We start from the raw sequence: 22,043 nt of genomic DNA on the forward strand, positions 1-22,043 counted from the left end.
CCGGGGTGGGCAGGGGCGCGGATGCGCCCCCGTCCGGGCCAGCCTAGAACTGGTCGGCGCTCAGGGCCATGACCGTTTCCGCGCCGCTTTCGATCTTGGCCAGATGCATGGCGCAGGCGGGCAGTTGGCGGGCCATGTAGTAGCGCCCGGTGGCGATCTTGGTCTCGTAGAACGTTACGTCCTCTGCGCCCGCGTCCAGCGCGTCATGGGCGGCCTTGGCCATACGGGTCCACATCAGCCCAAGGCAGACATGGCCCATCATGTGCATGAAATCATAGGACCCGGACAGCGCTTCGTTCGGGTTTTTCACGCCGTTCTGCATGAAGAACATGCCGGCCTGCTGCAATTGCTTCGATGCGGCCTTCAGCGGCTCGACGAAGTCCGTCATGCGCGGATCATCCGCATGGGCCTTGCATTCGTTCTTGACCATCTCGAAGAAGGCCATGACGTGCTTGCCGCCATCCTGGGCCAGTTTGCGACCGACAAGGTCCAGCGCCTGAATGCCGTTCGCACCTTCGTAGATCATGGCGATCCGCGCATCGCGGGCGAACTGGGACATGCCCCATTCTTCGATATAGCCGTGGCCGCCATAGACCTGCTGCGCCTGAATGGCCATCTCGAACCCTTTGTCGGTCTGGAACCCTTTCAGCACCGGGGTCAGCAGCGAAATCAGACCATCGGCCTCGGCATCCTTGTTCTTATGCGCCCGGTCGATCAGCATTGCGCCCCAGAAGGTCAGCGCCCGGGCCCCTTCGACAAAGCTTTTCTGATCCATCAGGCTGCGGCGGATATCCGGGTGCACGATCAGCGGGTCGGCGGGGCCATCGGGGTTTTTCACGCCGGTGACGTCGCGGCCCTGAAGCCGGTCCTTCGCATAGGCCAGCGCATTCTGATAGGCAGCTTCGGCCTGTGCATAGCCCTGAAGGGCCACGCCAAGGCGCGCTTCGTTCATCATCGTGAACATGGCGCGCATGCCCTTGTGTTCTTCGCCCAGAAGATAGCCCACAGCGCCGTCATAGTTCATGACGCAGGTCGCGTTGCCGTGGATGCCCATCTTCTCTTCGATCTTGCCGACGGACACGCCGTTGCGATCACCAAGGCTGCCGTCCTCGTTCACAAGGAACTTCGGCACGATGAACAGGGACACGCCCTTGATCCCCTCGGGGCCGCCGGGAATCTTCGCAAGGACAAGGTGGATGATGTTGTCGGCCATGTCGTGTTCACCGGCCGAGATGAAAATCTTCTGCCCGGTCACGTGGTAGGTGCCGTCGCCCTGCGGTTCGGCCTTGGTGCGCATCAGACCCAGATCGGTGCCGCAATGCGGTTCGGTCAGGTTCATGGTGCCGGTCCATTCGCAGGTCACCATTTTCGGCAGATAGGTCTGTTTCTGCGCATCCGTCCCGTGATGGAAGATCGCGGAATAGGCGCCGTGGGTCAGGCCCTGATACATGTTGAAGGCCATGTTGGCCGACACGAAGGGTTCCTGCGCGGCGGTATGGATAACGTAGGGAAGGCCCTGACCGCCATATTCCGGGTCGCAGTCGATGGCGGTCCAGCCGCCGTCCTTCATTGCCTTGAACGCGTCCTTGAAGCCGGTGGGCGTGCGCACCACGCCGTTTTCAAGGGTGCAGCCTTCGGTGTCGCCGACCGCGTTCAGCGGGGCAAGCACCTCGGACGCGACCTTGCCGGCCTCTTCCAGAACGGCACTGGTGAAATCGCGGTCAAGGTCTTCGAACCCCGGAATATCCTGTTCGCTGACCTTGAGAAGATCGTGCAGCAGGAACTGGTAGTCTTTCGTCGGTGCGGTGTAGCTGGGCATCGGTTGTCTCTCCGTTGGTCGTCGTTCAGGCGGCGCCGGATGTCCGGCGGCGGGCGATTTCGCGTTCGCCCCAGGCCATCTGTTCTTTCAATTCGCCGATTGCCTGTTCCAGTTCGGCCTTCTGGGCCTCCATGTCGGCAAGGTGCTGGCGGGCAAGGTCATAGGTGCGTTCCAGCTGGGTCTGCTGGCTGTCGCCCATGTGATAAAGGTCCAGCAGTTGCCGGATCTCCTCGAGGCTGAAGCCGAACCGCTTGCCCCGCAGGATCAGTTTCAGGCGGGCGCGGTCGCGTTTGGAATACAGGCGCTTCTGGCCTTCCCGCAGCGGAAAGATCAGTTCCTTCGCCTCGTAGAACCGCAGTGTGCGCGGCGTGACCTCGAAGGCCTCGCACATCTCGCGGATAGTCATCATTTCATCAGTCGACATATCAAGTGTCCGGTTAACGGTCAGAGGGTTTGATTGATCAGAAGGTGATGAGTCACCGACGACCATACAAGATCAGATGACGTTAACGTAAACGTAACGTGACGTCAGAAATCTGCTGACCCGGGGTCAGTCGCTGTTTGTCGTGGATCGGGGGGCGGTGGCAGACCCGGATGCCGTCAGACGATGCCCTTTGCGGTGTCATCCCGCAGGGTCTTTAACTCGTCCATCATGTCTTCAAGGTTCTTCTTCTGCTCTGCCAGGTCGGCAAGTTGCCGGTCGGCCATGTCGACGAAGGTGCGCATCTGGACCTGCGTGCCTTCGTGTTCATAGATCAAAAGCCACTGGCGGATGTCCTCAAGGCTGAATCCCCAGCGGCGGCCCCGCAGGATCAGGGTCATCCGGGCAACCTCGCGCGGGCCATAGAACCGGGACCGGCCTTCGCGGTCTGGCGCCAGAAGTTCGATGTATTCGTAGTACCGTAACGTGCGCGGGGTCACGTCGAACCGGGCACACATTTCCTTGAACGACAAACGGGTATCAGACATCGCGCTCCTCCGGCTGGGGAAAATCTAGCGCCCAGCCGGGCAGGGGGCAACCGCAATGCGTGGTCAGTTCATGAAGTCCGGCGCAAGAAGGTAGAACCCATAGGCAACAATCAGGGCAGGGATCGTGGAATAGAGCGTCGCCCAGACCGCGGCACGGGGATTGAGCGCGATGGCGGGGAACAGGGCGTCGCCGTCGTTGGAAATCGCGTTGCCGATCAGGGCCGCGAAGGGGATCACCCCGTTGATATAAAGGGTGGCGACAAGAACCTGCGGTCCGCATCCGGGGATCAGACCGATGACGATCCCCATCAACGGCAGGACCGGCCCGATCGACTGGAACAGTGCGGCAAGGTCCAGCCCGGCAAAAGTGGCGACATAGTCATAGGCCAGATAGGCGCCGATCACCCAGACCGAGATGAACGATGTCTCCTCGGCCATGCGCGTCAGCGGGTTGTCGGCGCTGTGGGTCATCGCATTGACCGGCGAGGTGGACCAAAGCGCAAGGCCGACCACGGTTCCGGCAAGGCCGATCCACAGGGGCAGCGCGCCAAAGGTCGCGTAAAGATCGACCTGTGCCAGTTGCGAAATGCCAAGGCCAAGGCCCGGAATGGCGACCAGAAGATAGCCATAGTCGCGCAGCCGGACCTGCCCGATCCGGGGGGCCAGATCGCAGGCCGTGCCGGATTGCGGGGTCAGCTTGTCGGGGGCGAAGGCATCGATCAGCCAGCCAGAGAGGATCCCGACGGTAAAGGACAGGGGCAGAACGACCAGCGCCGCATCGGGCCGGGTCGCCAGCAGCAGGAAGGCCGCGTCGCCCATCGTCGCTGTCAGCGTGGCAACCACCGCGCCAAAGCCCACATTGCCCGAGGAATAGGCCGCAACAACCACAACTGCGCCGCCGCATCCGGGCGTTGCGCCCAACAAGGCAGCCAGCGGAACCTGCCAGCCACGCGCGCCCTTGAGGCTTTCGCCGATGTCGAACCGGAACACCCGTTCCGCCCCGTAGAACAGCAAGAGCGTCGCCGCGACAAAAGCCGACACCTGCACATAGGCATCCACCATCAGGCTACGGGTCAGCTCGCCCAGCGTTCCGGGGGCGACGGCCAGCGCCAGCAGGATCGCGGCCACAACCATGCGCCATGGCCGGAACGGACCGATACGGCCTACGGCAATCCGCCCGCCCGTGCTGGTCATTCCGGTTGTCATGTCGGTCATCCTGCGCTCCTGAAAATGAGAATAATTCGCAAGTGCAGTTATAGCACTTGCAGAAGGCGGTTCAAGGGGCAAGTTTGCGCGGGACAATGGAAGAGGGGCAGATGACCACGGAACCCGACGACATGACCACCCGCCGCGAACGGCTGGCCCGGCAATTCATCGAAGCGATCCCGCACAGCCGGGCACTGGGCATGACCCTCTCCGAGGTCGGAGAGGGGACCGCCACAATCGCCATGCCCTATGACGACCGGCTGATCGGTGATCCGGAAACTGGCGTCGTGCACGGCGGGGCGGTGTCCGCCCTGATGGATACCTGCTGTGGCGCCGCGGTGATGGCGCATCCGGCGGCAGCGGTGGGAACGGCCACGCTTGACCTGCGGATCGACTATATGCGCCCCGCCACGCCGGGCCAGACCATCAAGACCCGCGCCGATTGCTATCATGTCACCCGCACCGTGGCCTTTGTCCGGGCGGTCGCGATGGACGACGACGAATCCCGGCCCGTGGCCACCGCCACCGGGGCCTTTACCGTGGAACGACCGAAAGGACCCCGCACATGAGCCGCCGTCCCGAACCCGTTCAGGTGGTCAAGCAGCGGCGCGACGCGGCGCTGCTGCGGCTGGTGCAGGGGGTGCCCTATATCGGCTTTCTTGGGGCCCAGTTTGATCGGCGCGGGGACGAGTTGACCGCGATCCTGCCGTTCAAGGACGACCTGATCGGAAACCCGATGCTGCCCGCGCTGCATGGCGGGGTCACTGCGGCCTTTCTTGAGATCACCGCGATCATCGAACTGGCCTGGTCGATCATGTGGGAGGATATGGAAAACCCCTCGTCGCATGGGGCGGATTTTCAACTGGAAGACAGCCTGCCGCGTCTGCCCAAGACCATCGACTTTACTGTTGATTACTTGCGGTCTGGCCTGCCGCGCGATGCCTATGCGCGGGCGCGGATTAACCGGTCTGGCCGCCGCTATGCCAGCGTCCATGTCGAAGGTTGGCAAGACAACCGGAGCCGCCTTTTCGCGCAGGCCACCGGGCATTTCCTGATGCCGCCGCGCGGATAGACCCGTGAAGGCCGCCCGCGTCGGATACCGGCCCGTCACCCACCGGCGGGTTCTGTCGATTGCCGTCCCCATCGTGATTTCCAACGCAACCGTGCCGATCTTGGGCGCGGTGGATACCGGCGTTGTGGGTCAATTGGGGCAGGCCGCACCCATCGGCGCGGTCGGGATCGGGGCGATTATCCTGACCGCCTTCTACTGGATCTTCGGATTCCTGCGGATGGGCACCGCCGGGCTGACCGCGCAGGCGAACGGCGCCGGGGACGGGGATGAGGTTGCGGCCCTGTTCACCCGTGCGCTGATGATCGGCGGGGCGGCGGGCCTGATGATGATCCTGCTGCAAGGGCCAATCTTCTGGCTTGGCTTCGCTGTCTCCCCCGCCAGCCCGGAAGTCGAGGCTCTGGCCCGGTCCTACATGGGCATCCGGGTCTGGTCCGCCCCCGCCGCGATCGCGCTTTACGGGATCACCGGTTGGCTGATCGCGATGGAACGTACGCGCGGGGTTCTCGTGATCCAGATCGGCATGAACGGGATCAACATCCTTCTGGACCTCTGGTTCGTGCTGGGCCTGGGCTGGGGCGTGGAAGGGGTGGCCAGCGCGACCGTTCTGGCCGAATGGGGCGGCGTGGTGCTTGGCCTTTGGTTGTGTCGCGATCTGTTGCGGGCGCCGGAATGGCGGGCGTGGGGCCGGGTCTTTGACCGGGCGCGACTGCGGCGGATGGGGCAGGTCAACAGCGACATCCTGATCCGGTCGGTCCTGTTGCAGGCGATCTTTGTCAGCTTCCTGTTCTTCGGTTCGGACTTTGGCGATGTACAACTGGCCGCAAATCAGGTGCTTCTGCAATTCCTGCATATCACCGCCTACGGGCTGGACGGCTTTGCCTTTGCCGCCGAAACCCTTGTCGGGCAGGCGCTGGGCGCGGGCAGCCGCGCGCGCCTACGGCGGGGTGCATTGCTGACTGGCCTGTGGGGCGGGCTGGTCTGCCTTGGGATGGCCGCGGTCTTTGCCATGCAAGGCGGCGGGCTGATCGATGTCATGACAACCGCGCCCGAGGTGCAGGCCGCTGCCCGCGACTATCTGCCATGGATGGTCGCCGCCCCGTTGATCGGGTTGGTTCCGTGGATGCTGGACGGGATCTTCATCGGGGCAACGCGCACGCGGGACATGCGCAACATGATGGCCCTGTCGGCGCTGGGCTATTTCGCGGCGGTCATCCCGTTGATGGCGCTGTGGGGCAATCACGGGTTGTGGGCCGGGCTGATCGTCAGCTTTGCCCTGCGCGGCGCGACGCTTGGCGCGCGCTACCCCGCACTCGAGCGGAGCGTGGCCGAGCGTCCGGCCTGATTCTGCCCTTTCAGAATAGTTCCAGCACCGCCTCGGGCGGGCGGCCGATCCGGGCGCGGCCTTCGTGAATGACCACGGGTCGTTCGATCAGGACCGGATGGGCGACCATCGCGGAAAGGATCGCGTCTTCCGCCGCGTCCTTCAGGCCCAACTCCTTCGCGATGGCCTCGCCCTTGCGCAGCAGGCCGGAGGGCGGCAGGCTCAACATCTCTAGAACCGCGCGCAGTTCCGCTTCGGTCGGGGCATCCTCCAGATAGCGGCGCTGGGTCGGGGTCAGGCCCCGATCTTCCAGAAGCGCCAGCGTCTCGCGGGATTTAGAACAGCGGGGGTTGTGCCAGATCTCGGTCATGTCCAGTCACTCCGGCCGGTGCCGACCGCCTCGGCCACATTGGCGAATCCATCGCGCGCCAGAAGCGCGTCCAGCCCGCGGGTAATCTCGTCCACAAGGCTGATCCCGCCATAGACCAGCGCGGTGTAAAGCTGCACCGCCGACGCGCCTGCCCGGATCTTTTGATAGGCCTGTTCGGCTGTGCCGACACCGCCCACGCCAACCAGCGGCAGGTCGGTCATCCCGGCCAGACGGGCCAGAACACGCGTGGACTTTTCGAACAAGGGCGCACCGGAAAGGCCACCTTTTTCGTCCCGGCTTGCAGATTTCAAACCTTCGCGCGACAGGGTGGTGTTGGTGGCAATGATCGCAGACAGGCCCGAGGTGCTGGCCACATCGGCGATATCCTCAAGATCCGCGACCTCCAGATCGGGGGCGATTTTCAGCAAAATTGGCAGCGGTTTGGCGAGTTTCGCGTTCGCCTCCATCACCCCGGCCAAAAGCGCGGACAGGGCGGCCTTGCCCTGAAGGTCGCGCAGTTTTTCGGTGTTGGGCGAGGAGACGTTGACCGTGGCGAAGTCCACATACGGGCCGCAATGGGAAAGCACCCGCGCGAAATCCGCCGCCCGGTCGTCGCTGTCCTTGTTGGCGCCAAGGTTCAACCCGGTCCGACCATGGGGATGGGCGGCCAGCCGCGCGCCGATCACCTCCATCCCGTCGTTGTTGAACCCGAACCGGTTGATCGCGGCGCGGTCTTCGCTCAGCCGGAACAGGCGCGGGCGCGGGTTGCCGGGCTGCGGGCGCGGGGTTGCGGCGCCCACCTCGATAAAGCCAAAGCCGCAGCGATACAGCGGGGCGAGCGCGGTGGCGTTCTTGTCAAACCCAGCGGCAAGCCCGACAGGGTTGGGCAGGTCCAGCCCCGCAAGGCGGCATTTCAGGCGGTCGCTGGTAAACGGCCCGGCCTTCGGTCCCAATCCCGCGCGCAGGGCGGAAATTGCCAACCCATGCGCCCTTTCAGGGTCCATCCGGTGCATCAGCCCCAGTCCGAGGCGTTCCAAGACACTCATGTCAGGTTCAGGATGTTGCGGCCCGACAGGTCCTGCGCCACGAAGCGGAACCAGACCACCTCTGACCGCAGAAGCGGGCGGTTGTAGATATGTGGAAACAGCGCCCCGCCACGCGAGGGCTCCCAGACCAGATCCTCGCCGTAGGTATCGGCGCGCAGCGCGGCCAGCACCAGACCGGATTGACCGGCGAAATGCTTGTCCGCCGTTTCCTGCGCCTGTTCAGCGGTTGAGGTATGGATATAGCCATCTGCCAGATCGACGGGGGCCCCGTCGAACCGGCCGGTGTCACATAGCGCCGTCCACTGGTCGGCGGTCAGGATCTTGTAAATCAGCATGGCCGTGGTTTCGCGCGGCCCGTGCCCAAGGTCAAGCGGTCTTGGTCAGTCCAACTCAGTCCAGGGCCAGGGTTTCACCTCGGACGCGGCCGTCTGATACCGTGCCGACTTGGCGATCCAGATCCCCAGAGAGGTCCCGAATTCCGCCAGTTGGTCATTGGGCTTGCCGTTGTTGATCACCATCAGGACGAACTGGATCAGGGTCACGACCCCAAGGATCGTCTGGGCCAAGGAAATCATGATCGCGATCAGGATCATGTAGACAAGCCGCATCAGCAGGCCGTCCTTTTCGCCGGGCTCAAACTGCGGCCCGTTCATCCGTCCTTCGAACTTGTCATCTTCCGTCATCTCAGCCCCCATTCCGTGCTGCGTCAAAGACCATGTCGATCATCACCTGTGTGCCCCGGCTGAATTCAAGCGGGCAGGGGTAGGCGGCCCCTTCGCGCACTGTGCGGGCGAAGTTTTCAACCTGCAAGACATAGTGGTTCACACCCGGGAATCGTTCGACCGTGCGGGTGTTTCCGGCGGTTTCCAGCACCAGTTCCGCCTGATCGAAGACATTCGCGTTGAATGGGCAGGCGACCCGCAGCACGCCGGTTTCGCCGTGAAACACCACCTCTTGCCGGTTGAAGGCGCGCATGGAAACCATGGCCGAATAGGTGAAACCGGGGAAATCGGCGGCGATCCGGTTGAACACATCCACCCCGTTTTCAAACCGGATATGGGCGTGCGGCACCGCGGTAGGCTCTTGCCCGGTGACAAACCGGACCGAGCCGAAAGTATAGACGCCGATATCGGGCAGGGCGCCGCCGCCGGTTTCGGGCTTGTTGCGGATGTTTCCGGTGTCGGCGGCATTGTTGTAGGAAAACGCCGCATCCACATGGACCAGCCGTCCGACGGCCCCGCCCTGCACCAGATCGCGGGCGCGTTGCCATTGCGGGTGATGGACGATCATATAGGCCTCTGCCGCCAGAAGCCCGGTTGCGTCCCGCTTGGCAATCACCGGGTCAAAGTCGCTGGCTGCCATACCAAGCGGCTTTTCCACCAGCACATGCTTGCCCGCGTCCAGCGCCTTTAGCGCCCATTCCTGATGCAGGTGGTTGGGCAGGGGGATATAGACCGCGTCGATGTCGGGGTCGGCCAGCAGCGCGTCATAGCTGCCGTGAACCCGCAGGCCGGGGCGGAAGGCGGCAAAAGGTGCGGCCTTGGCCGGGTCAGATGTGGCCAGCGCGGCAAAATCCGCCCAGCGGGCGGCGTGAATGGCCGGCGCCATATGGTCGCGGGCAAATTTGGCGGCCCCCAGAATGCCCCAGCGGATCGGCTCCATGCATGTCTCCCTTGTTGCGGACAGGTTAGCGGTGACATCGGGCCGGGGAAAGGGGGGTGGCGAGGGGCAATTTCTGGGGAGAGGAGATCCCATGGCTGCAAGAGTCCGCGCGGAACAGGATTGAGGTCCGCCGCAGATCGCGGAACTTGCCCAATGCAAAGCCAAATCTATGATTTGGCAGCGCCCGAACCGCCCCCACGGGGCGGGCGCTTTGCTTCCCGCCCCTCGGTTCGGGCGCGGCGTTCTCAGGCGCGTAGGGCCGATCCTGCAAAAGATTGCACGCAACTCCAAAGAAAACGGCCGCACCCTGTTTGGGTGCGGCCGCGGTTCCAAGAACTAAAGGCGGATCAGGCCGTGGTCAGCATGCCCTTTTCGCGGGCTAGATCCTGCATCCGTTTTTGCAGCTTTTCGAAGGCTCGCACCTCGATCTGTCGGATCCGTTCGCGGCTGACGTCGTATTGCGCGGACAGGTCTTCCAGCGTGACGGTTTCCTCGGCCAGACGGCGCTGGACCAGAATGTCCTTTTCACGATCGTTCAGCACATCCATGGCCTCGGCCAGAAGGGCGCGGCGGGCCTCCAGCTCGTCATGCTCGGCATAGTCCTCGGCCTGATTGGCGCTTTCGTCCTCCAGCCAGTCCTGCCATTGGGTCGCGCTTTCGCCGTCGCTGCCCACCATCGCGTTGAGCGAGGCGTCAGAGCCGGACATGCGCCGGTTCATGCTGATCACCTCATCCTCGGTCACGCCAAGGTCATGGGCGATCTGGGCCACGTTTTCCGGGCGCAGGTCGCCTTCTTCCAGCGCACCGATCCGGGCCTTCGCCTTGCGCAGGTTGAAGAAAAGTTTCTTCTGGGCGCTGGTGGTGCCAAGTTTCACAAGGCTCCACGACCGCAGGATATATTCCTGGATCGAGGCGCGAATCCACCACATGGCATAGGTCGCCAGCCGGAACCCCTTTTCCGGGTCAAAGCGTTTGACCGCCTGCATCAGGCCGACGTTGGCCTCGGAGATCACCTCGGCCTGAGGCAGGCCATAGCCGCGATAGCCCATGGCGATCTTGGCCGCGAGCCGCAGGTGGCTGGTGACCAGACGATGCGCCGCGCCGCTGTCTTCATGGTCCACCCAGCGCTTGGCCAGCATGTATTCTTCTTCGGGTTCCAACATCGGGAACTTCCGAATTTCCTGAAGATAGCGGTTCAGGCCCTGTTCCGGCGACGGTGCCGGAAGATTTGCATAGTTGCTCATGTTCTGTCCCCTCCCAATGTTTAAGGGTTTAACATGGATATGGTGGCGCTACCGGCCCGGTTCAAGGGGCCAACAGCCGTTCGACAGGAAATATGGACCTCTCGGCGCGGGGATACGAGGGGCATTTCCGCGCGCTCACGCAGATGGGACTGATGTTTCAGGCACAGTTGGCAGGGGGCTATTCGAATTCCTGGCTGGCAAGGGCGCGGTAAATCTCGCGCCGGACCAGTTTGCGGACGTTGCGGGTGATCCGTTCACCCAGGGTGCCCTGAAGCTCTTCGCGGACAATCTCGGCCACGATCCGGCGCAATGTGTCTTCGTCGATCACGTTGCTGTCGGCCACATAGGCGTCAAGGTCTTCGTCCATTTCGCCGGCAAAGGCATGACCGCCACCGGGGGACCGGTCGGGGTTCATGTCGCCGCCAAGATCCTCGGCAAGGTCGGACAGCTGTTCCTCGGTCACATGATCGGGGCCGACATGGTGGAACATGACCTCCGGTTCCTGCGACAGCACGGGGGCTTCTGTCTCCTCGACGGTGCGAAACCGGGTTTCCTGCGGGGCAGTGGTCCAGACCGGTCGGTCTTCTTCCGACCCATCAGGTTCCCACTCGTCCACCTGGCCGCTGACGGCGGCCTCCAGTTCGACGACGGTGGCCATCAGACGGTGCCGGGCGGACAGGCCATCCTCTGCCGGGTCCGGTTCGGCCTCGGTCAGGAGGGCGCTATCGTCGTCCTGCTCCTGCTCCGCGTCCATCTGGTCGACGTCCTCGGGTTCCGGGTCGGCGTCCCAGTTGATCTCGGCGAAATCAATGTCGCGGTGATTGGTCTCGGCGCTGGTGTCCCCGGCATCCTCGACCGCTTCATACCCTTCGGTCCGGTCATCGACCGCTTCCGATATCTCCGCTTCGGGCTGATAGGTGGCTTCCTCCGGCTCTTCCACGCTGTCGGCGTCACCACCCTGATCCTGTTCGTCCGATTCGGGTTCGTCGGCCCCGCGGGTTGACACCCGCAGCGAGGGCGTCAGGACAAACCGTTCCGCCGCGGTCTCTTGCGCGTCGGGATCGGGATTTGCCGCGGCGGCCTCAGCCTTAAGGCGTTCCGCTTCCTGCCGTTGCCAGTCCCCGTCTTCAACAAGACGGCGGATGGAAGACAGAACATCCTCGATTTCGAGGTTGGTGACGGGATCGGACATTGAATTACCTGCTTGGCCTCGACCCGAAGTGTAGCCGCAACATCATGGCCAGACAACAGATAGGGGCAATTTGAACAACACAGTCGACGGCAAGCAGCCGGTTGGGCGATCAGTCGCCGATCGATTCCAGCACACGGTCCAGCGCGCGGCCCTGCGCCGACAGACCCGCCGGGGCGTCCTTGACCAGATTGTAATAGGCCTCAGGGTCGTAGGTCTGCACGTTCAGCCGCAGCTGTTCGGCGGTCAGAAGCCCCATGGCCGACAGGATCGAATAGCCGGCAAGGATTTCATCAATCTGCGCCGACACAAGGTTGGCCTGCGCGTCCAGAAGTTCCTGTTCCGCGTTCAACACATCCAGCGTGGTGCGGGCGCCAAGGTTGGCCTCTTCCCGGACGCCTTCAAAGGCAACGCGGGCGGCGCGGACCTGCCGTTCATAGGCTTCGCGGCCAGCGCGGGCGACAGAATAGATGGCATAGGCATTGCCGACGCCCTGCTGGATCGCGGCGCCGGTCACGTGAAGCTGCGCGCGGCTGGCATCGCGGCGGGCACGGGCCTGCCGGATGGACGCCTCGATCGCGCCACCGGAATAGATCGGTCCACCCAGCGTCAGCGACACCGACCCGCTGTCATTGAAATCCTGATCGAAATTCAACCGTCCGCTCAGGTCGAGCGAGGGTTGCAGTGCGGCTTCGGCCCGCTGGATGTTCAGCTCGGCCCCGGTGACCGCATGCTGGGCCTGAAGGATCTGGGGGTGGCGCTGGACCGCATAGGCCTTCGCCTCTTCCACCGACCGGGACAGGGGCACCCGAGGCGCTGTCGACAGCGTGCCGGGGCGGCGGCCCACGGCGGCGCGGAATTCCTCGACCGAGCGGGCAAGGTTGCCCTCGGCGGCTGCCAACAGGCTGCGCGCGGCGGCAAGCCGGGCCTCGGCCAGTGACACGTCCGTGCGGGTCACCTCGCCCACATCAAACCGGTCCTGCGCGGCGCGGAATTCTTCGGTCAGGACGCGGACGTTGCTGCGGCGCAGGTTGACGAATTCGCTGTCGCGCTGGACATTAAGATAGGCCGTGGCCGCCCGCAGCAGAACCTGCTGTTCCACATTGATCAGCGCCTGCCGGGTGGCGAGAACATTTTCCTGCTGTGCCCGGATGGCCAGTTGCGACGCCCCGCCGTCATAGAGGGTCAGGCCGGCGGAAATCCCCAAGTTGAAGGTGATTTCATCCGCGTCCGGCGACTGGGCAGGCCAGCTGTGCGTCGCAGAGGCGGCCCAGGACACGATCGGGCGCAAGGCCGCTTCGGCGATCGCCACATCCTCGTCCGCGACACGCAGAAGGGCGCGGTTCTGATCCAAAAGGCCCGAGTTGTTGTAGGCGTCGGTCAGGGCCGCGGCAAAACTGTCGGCCCGGGCAAGGGGGGCGGCAAGTGCAAGGCCAAGAACAAGACCCAGCCGGGTCAATCCGCGTCCAATTCTCATTCCCGTCCCCTTGTTCTTCGGCCCGTCGCTTGTGTGCTACGCCCTGATACGCTGGTTCCGTCGAAACGGATTTCGGTTCAAAGCGTAAAGGCGCTGTGCTTTTCAAAGCCGGGCAGGACCGGGGCGCCCGCGTTGAAGGAATAACGCCAGTTCACCCGGCCATCGATCTTGTAGCCGACCCGAACGGTGCCCAGCGCGCCTTCGGCGAAGGGCACGCAGATCCGGCCGCCATCCTGAAGCTGGTCCAGCAGGGCAGGGGGAAGATGTTCGACCGCGCCTTCGACGATGATCACGTCATAGGGACCGGACTTGGCCGCGCCTTCGGTCAGCGGGCCAGTGGTGACGGCGGCATTGTCCACTCCGTTTTCCGACAGGGCGGTCTGCGCCTCGTCCGCGCGGGTCTCGTCCTCTTCCACGGCGACAACGAATTCGGCGATCCGAGCCAGAACGGCCGTGGAATAGCCAAGGCCGCAGCCAAGATCGAGAACCACCTCGTCGGGCTGAATATCCAGCGCGTCCAGCATCTTGGCGAAAGTGCGGGGTTCAAGGACCACGCGGTTGCCGCCCAGCGACAGGTTTTCGCCCACATAGGCCGCCTCGCGCTTGTCGGCGGGAACGTAAAGTTCACGCGGGACAGAGAGCATCGCGTCGATGATGGGAAACTTGGTTACGTCCGAAGGGCGGACCTGTGTGTCGACCATCATGGTCCGGCGAGTGGAATAATCGGCCACGTCTAAACTCTTTCGTTCAGTTAGCTTGGAACGGTGATGCCATATTCGGGCGGTCTGGGCAACGGGGGAAAGGGCCGCATTTTCCAGCGAAACGGCGCTTGCACCGCCCCGCGAACCACGCTATCCCACCCCTGCTCCGAGGCGAGTTGGCGGAGTGGTGACGCAGCGGATTGCAAATCCGTGTACACCGGTTCGATTCCGGTACTCGCCTCCAAGAGCATTTCCCCTTTCTAGAACCGCTTTCCCGCCTCGAAAGAGACGGGCAGGTAAAGCTGTGGGTCGAAGATCCTGGGGCCGGTTTTTGTAGCCTTCTTGCCGCGCGCCGCTGTGACCATGCGTTCGATCAACGCTTGGCACAGCTGGTCCAGCGGGGTTGCGACCACCATGGTGGCGTATCCGTCGGACAGGGCTGCCCGGCTGTCCGGGGTCAGTTCGTTCACGATCAGCGATACCGCGCCGGGCGCGCGTGCCTCGCGCAGGGCGGCAATGGCCCCTTCCATCCCGCCCCCGGCGACATAAAGCCCGGCAAGGTCCGGGTGCCGGTGTAAAAGGTCCAGCGTCGCCTGATAGGTCAGCTGCCGGGTCTCAAGGTTCACCACCGTGTCGGCCAGCGTGAGCCCGGGCGCCTCTCTGCCCAAAACCTCTCGGAATCCGGTGTCGCGCAGCGCCTGACCGTGCCAGCGCCCCCCGCCGACAAAGACCGCGACCCGGGACGGGCCACGCAGCCCCCGCGCCATCATCCAGCCGGCCAGCCGCCCGACCTGCCGGTTGTCCATTCCGAAATACCCGGCAGAGGCCTGCCCCCCGAAATCGTTCAACAGTGGGAAAACAGCTGTGCCCTTCGCCATCAACTCCCGGGTCAGGTCCAGAAGGGAGGGGTGGTTGATCGCGGTGGCGGCAATGGCCGCGCTGTCCTTGGCCGCGTCGCGAATGGTTCGGGTGAAATCTTCGGGCGATTGCGAGGGGGAAAACCGGATCACTGGCAGTACCCCGCCCCCGGGCCAGGCGGCACAGGTCTTTTCGATGGTCGCGGCAAAGCCCTTGTAGAAATCCTGCGACCCCTTGTGCAGCACGAATGACAGCGTGACGGGCCGAACCGACAGGTTGGGCAGCGCCCCGTTGGCGGGGACAAAGCCGATCCGCTCTGCCGCCTCGGCCACGGCGGCGCGGGACCGGGCAGAGACATTGGAGCGGCCGTTCAGCACCCGGTCCACGGTGGCGGTGCCCACCCCGGCGGCGCGGGCAAGGTCCTGGATCGTCGGGCGTTGGGGCATGGGCGGCCGATCCTTGCGTGATGGTTTCGCGTCATGGTGACGGCGTGAGATTGATGTAAACTGATGTGATTGCCCCGGCAATTTCTTTATCGGGTTGCCGACCCGTGGCTAGGTTCTGTCCGACGAACGCGAAGGGGCGGGACGATGGCGAAACGCGATTATTCCATGTTGGGGCCGGACGCGCGGCGGGCGGTGGAAACCGGGCTGGCGGCGGCGGAGTGGTATCACACGGATGTGCCACGCAAGGAGATGAAGGCGCTGATGCAACGGTCTGACGGGCCTGCGATCCGCGATACGATTATCCTGTTCGGGGCCATGATCCTCTTTGCGGGGGTCGGCATCGCGCTTTGGCCGTCTTGGTGGTCGGCGCCATTCTGGCTGGCCTATGGCGTGCTCTTCGGGTCTGCCATGGACAGCCGTTGGCACGAATGCGGCCACGGCACGGCCTTCAAGACCCGCCACTACAATGACTGGATGTACCAAATCGCCAGCTTCTGCATGATCCGCAATCCGGTGACGTGGCGCTGGTCCCATACCCGGCACCACACCGATACGATCATCGTCGGGCGCGACCCCGAGATCGTCTTTATGCGCCCCCCCGAACTGGCCCGGATATTCGCCAATTTCTTCGGCATCTTCGACACCATCAACGGGGTGCGTCGGATGCTGTTGAATGCCGCCGGAAAAATTCACCCCGAAGAGGCGACATGGATCCCCGAGACCGAACAGCCCAAGGTCATCCGCGTGGCCCGGATCTGGCTGGCGGTCTACCTTGCGGTGATCGGTTTGGCGCTCTGGATGGGGTCGATCCTGCCGCTGATGGTGATCGGCCTGCCGCGGCTTTACGGGGCGTGGCACCATGTTCTGACCGGGCTGATGCAGCATGGCGGGCTGGCCGAGAACGTGATCGACCACCGGCTGAACAGCCGCACGGTCTACCTGAATCCCATCAGCCGCTTCATCTACTGGAACATGAATTACCACGTGGAACACCACATGTTCCCGATGGTGCCCTACCACCGGCTGCCCGACCTGCACGCGGCGATCAAACATGACCTGCCCGCGCCCAACCGGTCGTTTCTGGACGCCTACCGCGAGATGTGGCCCGCCATCAAACGCCAGCTTCTGAACGAGGATTATTTCCTAAAGCGCGAGCTGCCGCCCACCGCCAAACCCTACCGCGAGGACTTCCATGTCGAAGCCCTTGGTCAGCCCGCCGAATAGAAGGAGACCGCATAGATGGCCCAATGGATTGATGCCTGTTCCACCGACGACATCGAGGAAGAAGACCTGATCCGGTTCGACCACGCCGGGCGGACCTTTGCGATCTATCACAGCCCGGACGGGGACTTCTTCTGCACCGACGGCCTGTGCACCCACGAACATGTGCATCTGGAGGACGGTCTGGTCATGGAATACGAAATCGAATGCCCCAAGCATAACGCGACCTTCGACTACCGGACCGGAGAAGCGATGCGCGCGCCCGCCTGCGTGAACCTGAACACCTACAAGACCAAGGTCGAAGGTGGCCGCGTCTGGATCGAGGTCTGAACAATGGGCCTTTATCACAACCGCCCCACCGTCGCCGATCTGCGCGCCCGCAAGGCGCGGGGTGACAAGCTGACGATGCTGTTCGTCGAAACCCCGGAGGAGGCCCGCGCCGCCGCCGCCGCCGGGATCGACATGCTGTCGATCATCGACCCGCTCTGGTCCCCGGAGATGCGCGAGGCGGCGGGGAACTGCTTTGTGCAGGTTGGACTGCTTTACGGAGAGCTTGTGACGGCGGAGGACTATCTGCGCGCCGCCTTCCGGGCGATGAATATTGGCGGGGATTGTGTTTATTGTTCCGCCGCGACTGATATCCAGAAGGCGTTGTGCGATAACGGTATTCCCGTGGTGGCCCATGTGGGCCTGATCCCCAGCCAATGCACCTGGACCGGCGGGTTCAAGGCCGTGGGCAAGACCGCCGACAGTGCCCGCGCCGTCTGGGACCATGTCAAACGGCTGGAAGAGATCGGCTGTTTCGGGGCCGAGCTGGAGGTTGTCCCCGACCGGGTGGCGGAGGTGATCGCCAAGAACACGCCGTTGTTGATGCTGGGGATGGGGGCCGGGGCGCATGCGGACGCGCAATACCTGTTTGCCGAGGATGTCCTGGGCCACGGCACCAACAAGACACCGCGCCACGCCAAGACCTACCGCAACTTCGCCGCCGAATTCGCGCGGCTGCAACAGGAACGGATCGCTGCCTTTGCGGAGTTCAAGGCGGACGTGGCCAGCGGCGCCTACCCGGCGCAGGAGCATCTGGTGCCCATCGCGGATGCGGAATTCGAAGCCTTCACGGCGTCGATCGCGAAGATCTAGATGGTTTTCGCTTTGACTCCGCCCGGCAACACAAACCCTGATGCCGACCCGGCCGGGACGCCGGTGGAGTCGTTCGGGAAGTTGCAATGAAATAGACCTGCAATGCCACAACACCGATGACAAGTGCCCTGCTGATTGGCAACTTGATCGATACTTGCCGGAGTAAGACGAGCGAGAAATGATTTCCCGAAGTGAAGCGGCACAACTGGTTAGAAACGAGATCGAAGGTTTCGATTGCGTTCTTCTTGAAGAGCCGATTGCCGAAGGCGCTTTTGGATGGGTTTTTGGATACCAAAGCGCGAAATTCATAGAAAGCGGCAGCTTTTCTGACGCTTTGTTCGGAAATGCACCTTTTCTGGTCGAGCGGGAAACGGGCAGACTTCATGTTCTCGGAACAGCTCGGCCCGCACAGTTCTATGTCGACAACTTCATCAAATCAGGCGATCCGCACCGAGCCAATCGCTAGTCGGATTGGATTTCTTACATCCTTCCTTCTGTCCGTGCCCTCCTCCCGCACCGCCCCGGTTCACCCCGCGCGCCCGCGCGGCAATCGCGTCTTCGGCGGCCAGCCCGGGCCGCGCCAGCGCAGGGCCAAAATGGACAAGAGGCCCCTATTCGTATAGCATAGACGTTGTTGGTCTTTCCAAAATGTCCATCAGTCGGCTGCGGCCTCTTTGGGCATTTCCTCCAATGGGGGCGACGATGAGCACCTCTGACAGTTTCGCCAAGAGATATCAGTCGGTTCTGGTTCCAGTCATATTCGAGCCATGGGCAAGAGAGTTGGTTGCCCGGGTCGGGCCGCGTCCGGGGGACCATGTCCTTGATCTGGCCTGTGGAACGGGTGCCGTCACCCGAGAGGTTGCCAAACAAACCCCAGACGTCGCCAAGATCGTTGCCGCGGATCACAGTTCGGGGATGCTTGGCGTTGCGCGGTCTCAAAGCCAGGGGCTGTCGGGTGATGTCGATTGGATTGAAGCCGACGCCGCCAATCTGCCGTTTTCCGAAAACCGTTTCGATCTGGCCTATTGTCAGCAGGCCCTGCAGTTCTTCCCGGACCGTCCCAAAGCGCTGAGCGAATTGAGGCGTGTGCTCAAACCCAAAGCACCTGTTGCTTTCTGCGTGCAGCGCGAACTTGCGGTAAACCCATTGCTGAAGGCACAGGCAGAGGCGTTGGATGCGCATGTCGGCAAAGCGGCCGCCGATGCCGTGCGTGCGATTTGCAGTCTGCCAGATCGTGAAGATCTGCGGGCGCTGTTCGAAAACGCCGGTTTCGAGGGTGTTCAGATTGAATCCGTAACCTTGATGTTGTCCCATCCAGATGTGCAGGCGTTCACGAGGGGAGCCTTGGGTGGCATGCATACCGGGGACAAGCTATCAGGGCTGGGCAATGATCAGATCGAACGCGCGATCGAAGCCTTTGTCGCGGGGCTTGATCCCTTTGTTCAGAACGGCGCGATGCTGTTCCCGCATACGTCGCACGTGGTCGTCGCGACCGCCTGAACCGAAGGGAAACGGGGGCGCGATAAGTGGCATCGCTGTCCCGACGGCAAACCGACAGCCACCTTTGATGTCCTTGGCTCCGCCCTTCTATTGCAGCCCCCGGATCACCTCACGCGCCCGCGCGGTCAGCGGCTCTTCGACAGCGGACAGGATACCGATCCGGTCGAAGCGGTCAGGGTGGGCGGCCAGCGTGTCGCGCAGCGCCTGACCAAAGGTCATCCGCAATTCCGTGCCGATGTTGAATTTGCAGATCGCGCTGTCGCGGGCGAGGGTGCGGCGCAGGTCGTGGGGCAGGCCCGACCCGCCGTGGATCACCAGCGGCACATCGGTTCCGGCCTCGATCCCGGCCAGCCGGGCACGGTCGATCCGGGCGGCCTGACTGGTCTGCAAATGCACGTTCCCGATGGAGATCGCCATCGCGTCCACCCCGGTTTCCGCCGCGAAGCGCGCGGCCTCTGCCGGGTCTGTCCCCAGCGACTCCGCGCCGTTGTCATAGCCGACGAACCCGATCTCGCCCTCGCAGGACACGCCCGCCGCATGGGCGGCCTGCACGATGGCGCGGGTCTGGGCGATATTGTCCTCCAGCGGCAGGGCCGATCCGTCGAACATGACCGAGGTGAAGCCAAGCGCGATCGCCTCATGGCATTCCGCCGCCGATTTGCCGTGGTCAAGGTGGGACACGACCGGCACCGTCGCCGCATCCGCCAGCGCGTGGAACATCGCGGCCCAGACGGGCAGGGGCATATGGGCCCGTGCCCCCGGCCCGGCCTGAAGGATCACCGGCGCGCCTTCGGCCTCTGCCGCCGCCACATAGGCGCGGGCGTCTTCCCACCCAAGGCAGACGAGGCCCGCAACGGCGTAACCGTCGCGCAGGGCCGGTTGCAGCACCTCTGCCAGCGTCGCGCGCGTCATTTGAACTTGGCCACCATGTCCATGATGCCGGGAATGGTGTGCAGCTGTTCAGCATGGGTCGGCTGGAAATACTGCTTCAGCGACCGCTGGCTGAGACCGCCAAGGATGGTGAAATAGTACATTTCATACCCGGGCAGGACGCAGCAGGGGTGATAGCCCTTGTCGATCAGCACGGTGGACCCGTTCATGACGTGATAGGCGTCGCCCGGTTCATTGTCTTCGCGCTGCAACATCTGCAGGCCCGATCCATAGTCGGGCTTGAACCGGAAGTTATAGGTCTCGTCGTGGCGGGTTTCATCCGGCAGGCGGTCAGTATCATGCTTGTGCGACGGAAAGCCGGACCAGCCACCCGCGCCCACGGTGAACAGTTCGGACACCAGCAGGCGGCCCACCCGGTCGTGGTAGGACGCCCCAAGAATGTGCTTGATCTTGCGGTGGGTCTTGGTGTCGTCGGACCCGTATTGCACCACGTCCAACTGATGCTTGCGCACAGCGAAAGGCTTCAGCGTCTCGGCGAATTTCGCACCGGCGATGAAGACCTCTGTCGCGGTCCGGGCGGTGATCCGGGCGCCGGTGTCGGTGGGCACATAGACCCCTTCCGGTTCGCCGTCCCAGACATCCGCGCCCCGGTTGCCGATCTCGGCAAAGACCTCGCCGCCGGTTTCCACGTCCACCGTCCCGGTCGCGGGCACGATGCAGGTTTCATAGCCGGGCAGGCGGTAGTCATAGGTCTCGCCCGGCTGCAACTTGACGATGTTGAAGTAGTTCAGCGGAACCAGCGGGTGACCCGTGTCGACGATCGGCTGGTTGGCGTTGTCGAAGGGGGGGATATGCATGTCTCTCTCCTATCCGGCGGGGCGCATCTGGGCGCGCGCCATGAATTCTGTCAGTTCGGCGCGGGTCGGGCTGGCCGGGGCGCAGCCGACGCGGGACACCACCAGCGCAGCGGCGGCAGACCCGGCCTGAACCGCACCGGCCACGCTGTCGCCTTCGGCCAGACCGGCAAGGAAGCCGGCCATGAAACTGTCGCCCGCGCCGATGGGCTTGATGGCTTTCGTCTCGTAGATACCGGTGCGGGTCTCGCCTTCGGGGGTGATCGTGATCGCGCCTTTTTCGCCCATCTTGTAGATGACGATCAGCGCCCCGTCCTGCACCAGAGACCGGGCTTTTTCCAACCCGTCGCCACCCGGTCCGGCCATGAAGCTGAACTCTACATCATTGCCGATGATGATGTCGCACAGGCTGGCCGCGCGGGAATAGACCTCTGCCGCGACCTCGGCCGAGGGCCAGGAATAGGGGCGGTAGTCCACGTCGAAGATCAGCGGCAGGCCCGCGGCCTTGGCCAGATCGAAGGCCCGGAAGGTCGCGCCGCGTGACGGCTCTGCGGCAAGGACGGTGCCTGTGGTCACCAGGGCCGAAAACCCCGCGTAGGGCAGGCCGGTCACATCGCGGTCGTCCATCGTGAAATCGGCGGCATTGTTACGGTAGAGGACCGATTGGAACCCATCCCAGCGGGTTTCGGCCAGCGCCAGAGAGTTGCGTGCCTCGCCCCCGACCGTCCGGACAAAGCGGCGGTTCACACCGTAGGCCTCCAACTGGGCCAGACAGAATCGGCCGATCGCATCGTCGGACACGCAGGTGACAAGCGCGGCATCGCAGCCCAGACGGCACAGCCCTGCCGCGATATTGGCCGACGATCCGCCAAGGGCCGTAGTATAGGCCGTCGCCTGTTCCAACGGCGTTCCCGGTGGATCGGCATAGAGGTCCATCCCCGCCCGTCCGATGACAAGGAAGCCCTTTCCGGCGAGACGTTTCAATTCTTTCATGGGCACGCTCGTTTGGAGTTGCACTGGAATTGCGCCGACGATACATATTTTGCAACCGGTTGCA

25 protein-coding genes and 1 tRNA gene are annotated in these 22,043 nt (G+C 63.5%); 9 read left to right on the plus strand and 17 right to left on the minus strand.

The window, feature by feature from the left end:
• Positions 1-43 precede the first annotated feature (43 nt).
• From EU803_RS13110 to EU803_RS13125, 4 genes are all read right to left on the minus strand, one after another.
• On the minus strand, positions 44-1,819 hold the full coding sequence (locus EU803_RS13110; protein WP_129683515.1) for an acyl-CoA dehydrogenase C-terminal domain-containing protein: 1,776 nt from the start codon (positions 1,817-1,819) through the stop codon (positions 44-46).
• Between the two features lie 25 nt (positions 1,820-1,844).
• Positions 1,845-2,243 (minus strand): MerR family DNA-binding transcriptional regulator, encoded by a 399-nt coding sequence (locus tag EU803_RS13115; protein ID WP_207209200.1) that lies wholly within the window; start codon positions 2,241-2,243, stop codon positions 1,845-1,847.
• Positions 2,244-2,419: 176 nt separating this feature from the next.
• On the minus strand, positions 2,420-2,788 hold the full coding sequence (locus tag EU803_RS13120) for a MerR family DNA-binding transcriptional regulator (protein WP_129683517.1): 369 nt from the start codon (positions 2,786-2,788) through the stop codon (positions 2,420-2,422).
• A 63-nt stretch (positions 2,789-2,851) separates the two neighbouring features.
• Entirely contained in the window at positions 2,852-4,003 is a 1,152-nt protein-coding gene (locus tag EU803_RS13125; RefSeq protein ID WP_242494364.1) for a putative manganese transporter, read from the minus strand.
• Positions 4,004-4,104: 101 nt separating this feature from the next.
• Between EU803_RS13125 and EU803_RS13130 the strand changes: the two genes are divergently transcribed.
• The 3 genes from EU803_RS13130 to EU803_RS13140 are packed head-to-tail and all read left to right on the plus strand — an operon-like array spanning position 4,105 to position 6,408.
• Positions 4,105-4,563: a PaaI family thioesterase gene (locus EU803_RS13130; RefSeq protein WP_242494365.1), complete on the plus strand. Its 459-nt coding sequence runs from the start codon at positions 4,105-4,107 to the stop codon at positions 4,561-4,563.
• Positions 4,560-5,066 carry a PaaI family thioesterase gene (locus tag EU803_RS13135; protein ID WP_129683519.1) on the plus strand — a complete coding sequence of 169 codons (507 nt, stop codon included), beginning with the start codon at positions 4,560-4,562 and terminating at the stop codon, positions 5,064-5,066. The genes EU803_RS13130 and EU803_RS13135 overlap by 4 nt, the downstream gene beginning before the upstream one ends.
• 4 nt (positions 5,067-5,070) lie before the next feature.
• Positions 5,071-6,408 (plus strand): MATE family efflux transporter, encoded by a 1,338-nt coding sequence (locus EU803_RS13140; RefSeq protein ID WP_129683521.1) that lies wholly within the window; start codon positions 5,071-5,073, stop codon positions 6,406-6,408.
• Positions 6,409-6,418: 10 nt separating this feature from the next.
• Here EU803_RS13140 and arsC read toward each other — a convergent pair whose 3' ends face one another.
• The 9 genes from arsC to EU803_RS13185 form a co-directional block, all read right to left on the minus strand.
• Entirely contained in the window at positions 6,419-6,757 is a 339-nt protein-coding gene (arsC, locus tag EU803_RS13145; RefSeq protein WP_129683523.1) for an arsenate reductase (glutaredoxin), read from the minus strand.
• Positions 6,754-7,803 (minus strand): quinone-dependent dihydroorotate dehydrogenase, encoded by a 1,050-nt coding sequence (locus EU803_RS13150; protein ID WP_129683525.1) that lies wholly within the window; start codon positions 7,801-7,803, stop codon positions 6,754-6,756. Before EU803_RS13150 ends, arsC begins: the two co-directional genes overlap by 4 nt.
• Positions 7,800-8,138: a DUF952 domain-containing protein gene (locus tag EU803_RS13155; protein WP_129683527.1), complete on the minus strand. Its 339-nt coding sequence runs from the start codon at positions 8,136-8,138 to the stop codon at positions 7,800-7,802. The genes EU803_RS13150 and EU803_RS13155 overlap by 4 nt, the downstream gene beginning before the upstream one ends.
• A gap of 45 nt (positions 8,139-8,183) precedes the next feature.
• Positions 8,184-8,486, minus strand: a complete 303-nt coding sequence (locus tag EU803_RS13160; protein WP_129683529.1) for a DUF4389 domain-containing protein — start codon at positions 8,484-8,486, stop codon at positions 8,184-8,186.
• A gap of 1 nt (position 8,487) precedes the next feature.
• Complete coding sequence (locus EU803_RS13165) at positions 8,488-9,465, minus strand: Gfo/Idh/MocA family oxidoreductase (RefSeq protein WP_129683531.1); 978 nt, start codon at positions 9,463-9,465, stop codon at positions 8,488-8,490.
• Positions 9,466-9,812: 347 nt separating this feature from the next.
• Positions 9,813-10,709, minus strand: coding sequence for an RNA polymerase sigma factor RpoH (rpoH, locus tag EU803_RS13170; protein ID WP_129683533.1), 897 nt, complete (start codon positions 10,707-10,709; stop codon positions 9,813-9,815).
• A 178-nt stretch (positions 10,710-10,887) separates the two neighbouring features.
• A complete protein-coding gene (locus tag EU803_RS13175; protein ID WP_129683535.1) occupies positions 10,888-11,901 on the minus strand; it encodes a hypothetical protein in 1,014 nt (337 codons plus the stop codon).
• 109 nt (positions 11,902-12,010) lie between these two features.
• Positions 12,011-13,375: a TolC family outer membrane protein gene (locus tag EU803_RS13180; protein ID WP_129683537.1), complete on the minus strand. Its 1,365-nt coding sequence runs from the start codon at positions 13,373-13,375 to the stop codon at positions 12,011-12,013.
• Between the two features lie 77 nt (positions 13,376-13,452).
• A complete protein-coding gene (locus tag EU803_RS13185; protein ID WP_129683539.1) occupies positions 13,453-14,106 on the minus strand; it encodes a protein-L-isoaspartate O-methyltransferase in 654 nt (217 codons plus the stop codon).
• A gap of 140 nt (positions 14,107-14,246) precedes the next feature.
• On the opposite strand from EU803_RS13185, the gene EU803_RS13190 reads away from it, so the two are divergent.
• Positions 14,247-14,320: transfer RNA gene (locus EU803_RS13190), tRNA-Cys, on the plus strand.
• Positions 14,321-14,336: 16 nt separating this feature from the next.
• On the opposite strand, the gene EU803_RS13195 is transcribed toward EU803_RS13190, so the two are convergent.
• Positions 14,337-15,380: a LacI family DNA-binding transcriptional regulator gene (locus EU803_RS13195; protein ID WP_129683541.1), complete on the minus strand. Its 1,044-nt coding sequence runs from the start codon at positions 15,378-15,380 to the stop codon at positions 14,337-14,339.
• A gap of 144 nt (positions 15,381-15,524) precedes the next feature.
• On the opposite strand from EU803_RS13195, the gene EU803_RS13200 reads away from it, so the two are divergent.
• The 5 genes from EU803_RS13200 (at position 15,525) to EU803_RS13220 (ending at position 19,241) form a co-directional block, all read left to right on the plus strand.
• Entirely contained in the window at positions 15,525-16,604 is a 1,080-nt protein-coding gene (locus tag EU803_RS13200) for a fatty acid desaturase family protein (RefSeq protein ID WP_129683543.1), read from the plus strand.
• Between the two features lie 15 nt (positions 16,605-16,619).
• A complete protein-coding gene (locus tag EU803_RS13205) occupies positions 16,620-16,931 on the plus strand; it encodes a MocE family 2Fe-2S type ferredoxin (RefSeq protein ID WP_129683545.1) in 312 nt (103 codons plus the stop codon).
• A 3-nt stretch (positions 16,932-16,934) separates the two neighbouring features.
• A complete protein-coding gene (locus EU803_RS13210; protein ID WP_129683547.1) occupies positions 16,935-17,741 on the plus strand; it encodes a 3-methyl-2-oxobutanoate hydroxymethyltransferase in 807 nt (268 codons plus the stop codon).
• Between the two features lie 178 nt (positions 17,742-17,919).
• On the plus strand, positions 17,920-18,207 hold the full coding sequence (locus tag EU803_RS13215) for a YrhB domain-containing protein (protein WP_129683549.1): 288 nt from the start codon (positions 17,920-17,922) through the stop codon (positions 18,205-18,207).
• A gap of 236 nt (positions 18,208-18,443) precedes the next feature.
• Positions 18,444-19,241: a class I SAM-dependent methyltransferase gene (locus EU803_RS13220; RefSeq protein ID WP_165352835.1), complete on the plus strand. Its 798-nt coding sequence runs from the start codon at positions 18,444-18,446 to the stop codon at positions 19,239-19,241.
• An 87-nt stretch (positions 19,242-19,328) separates the two neighbouring features.
• Here the strand turns inward: EU803_RS13220 and EU803_RS13225 are convergent, their stop codons facing one another.
• From EU803_RS13225 to iolC, 3 genes are read right to left on the minus strand one after another with little or no spacing between them, the layout of a single operon-like run.
• Positions 19,329-20,153, minus strand: a complete 825-nt coding sequence (locus tag EU803_RS13225) for a class II fructose-bisphosphate aldolase (protein WP_129683552.1) — start codon at positions 20,151-20,153, stop codon at positions 19,329-19,331.
• Positions 20,150-20,989 (minus strand): 5-deoxy-glucuronate isomerase, encoded by an 840-nt coding sequence (locus EU803_RS13230; protein ID WP_129683555.1) that lies wholly within the window; start codon positions 20,987-20,989, stop codon positions 20,150-20,152. Before EU803_RS13230 ends, EU803_RS13225 begins: the two co-directional genes overlap by 4 nt.
• Before the next feature lie 9 nt (positions 20,990-20,998).
• A complete protein-coding gene (gene iolC, locus EU803_RS13235; protein ID WP_129683557.1) occupies positions 20,999-21,979 on the minus strand; it encodes a 5-dehydro-2-deoxygluconokinase in 981 nt (326 codons plus the stop codon).
• Positions 21,980-22,043: the final 64 nt, after the last annotated feature.

It is taken from the genome of Loktanella sp. IMCC34160 (genome assembly GCF_004145845.1).
GTDB lineage: Bacteria > Pseudomonadota > Alphaproteobacteria > Rhodobacterales > Rhodobacteraceae > SELP01.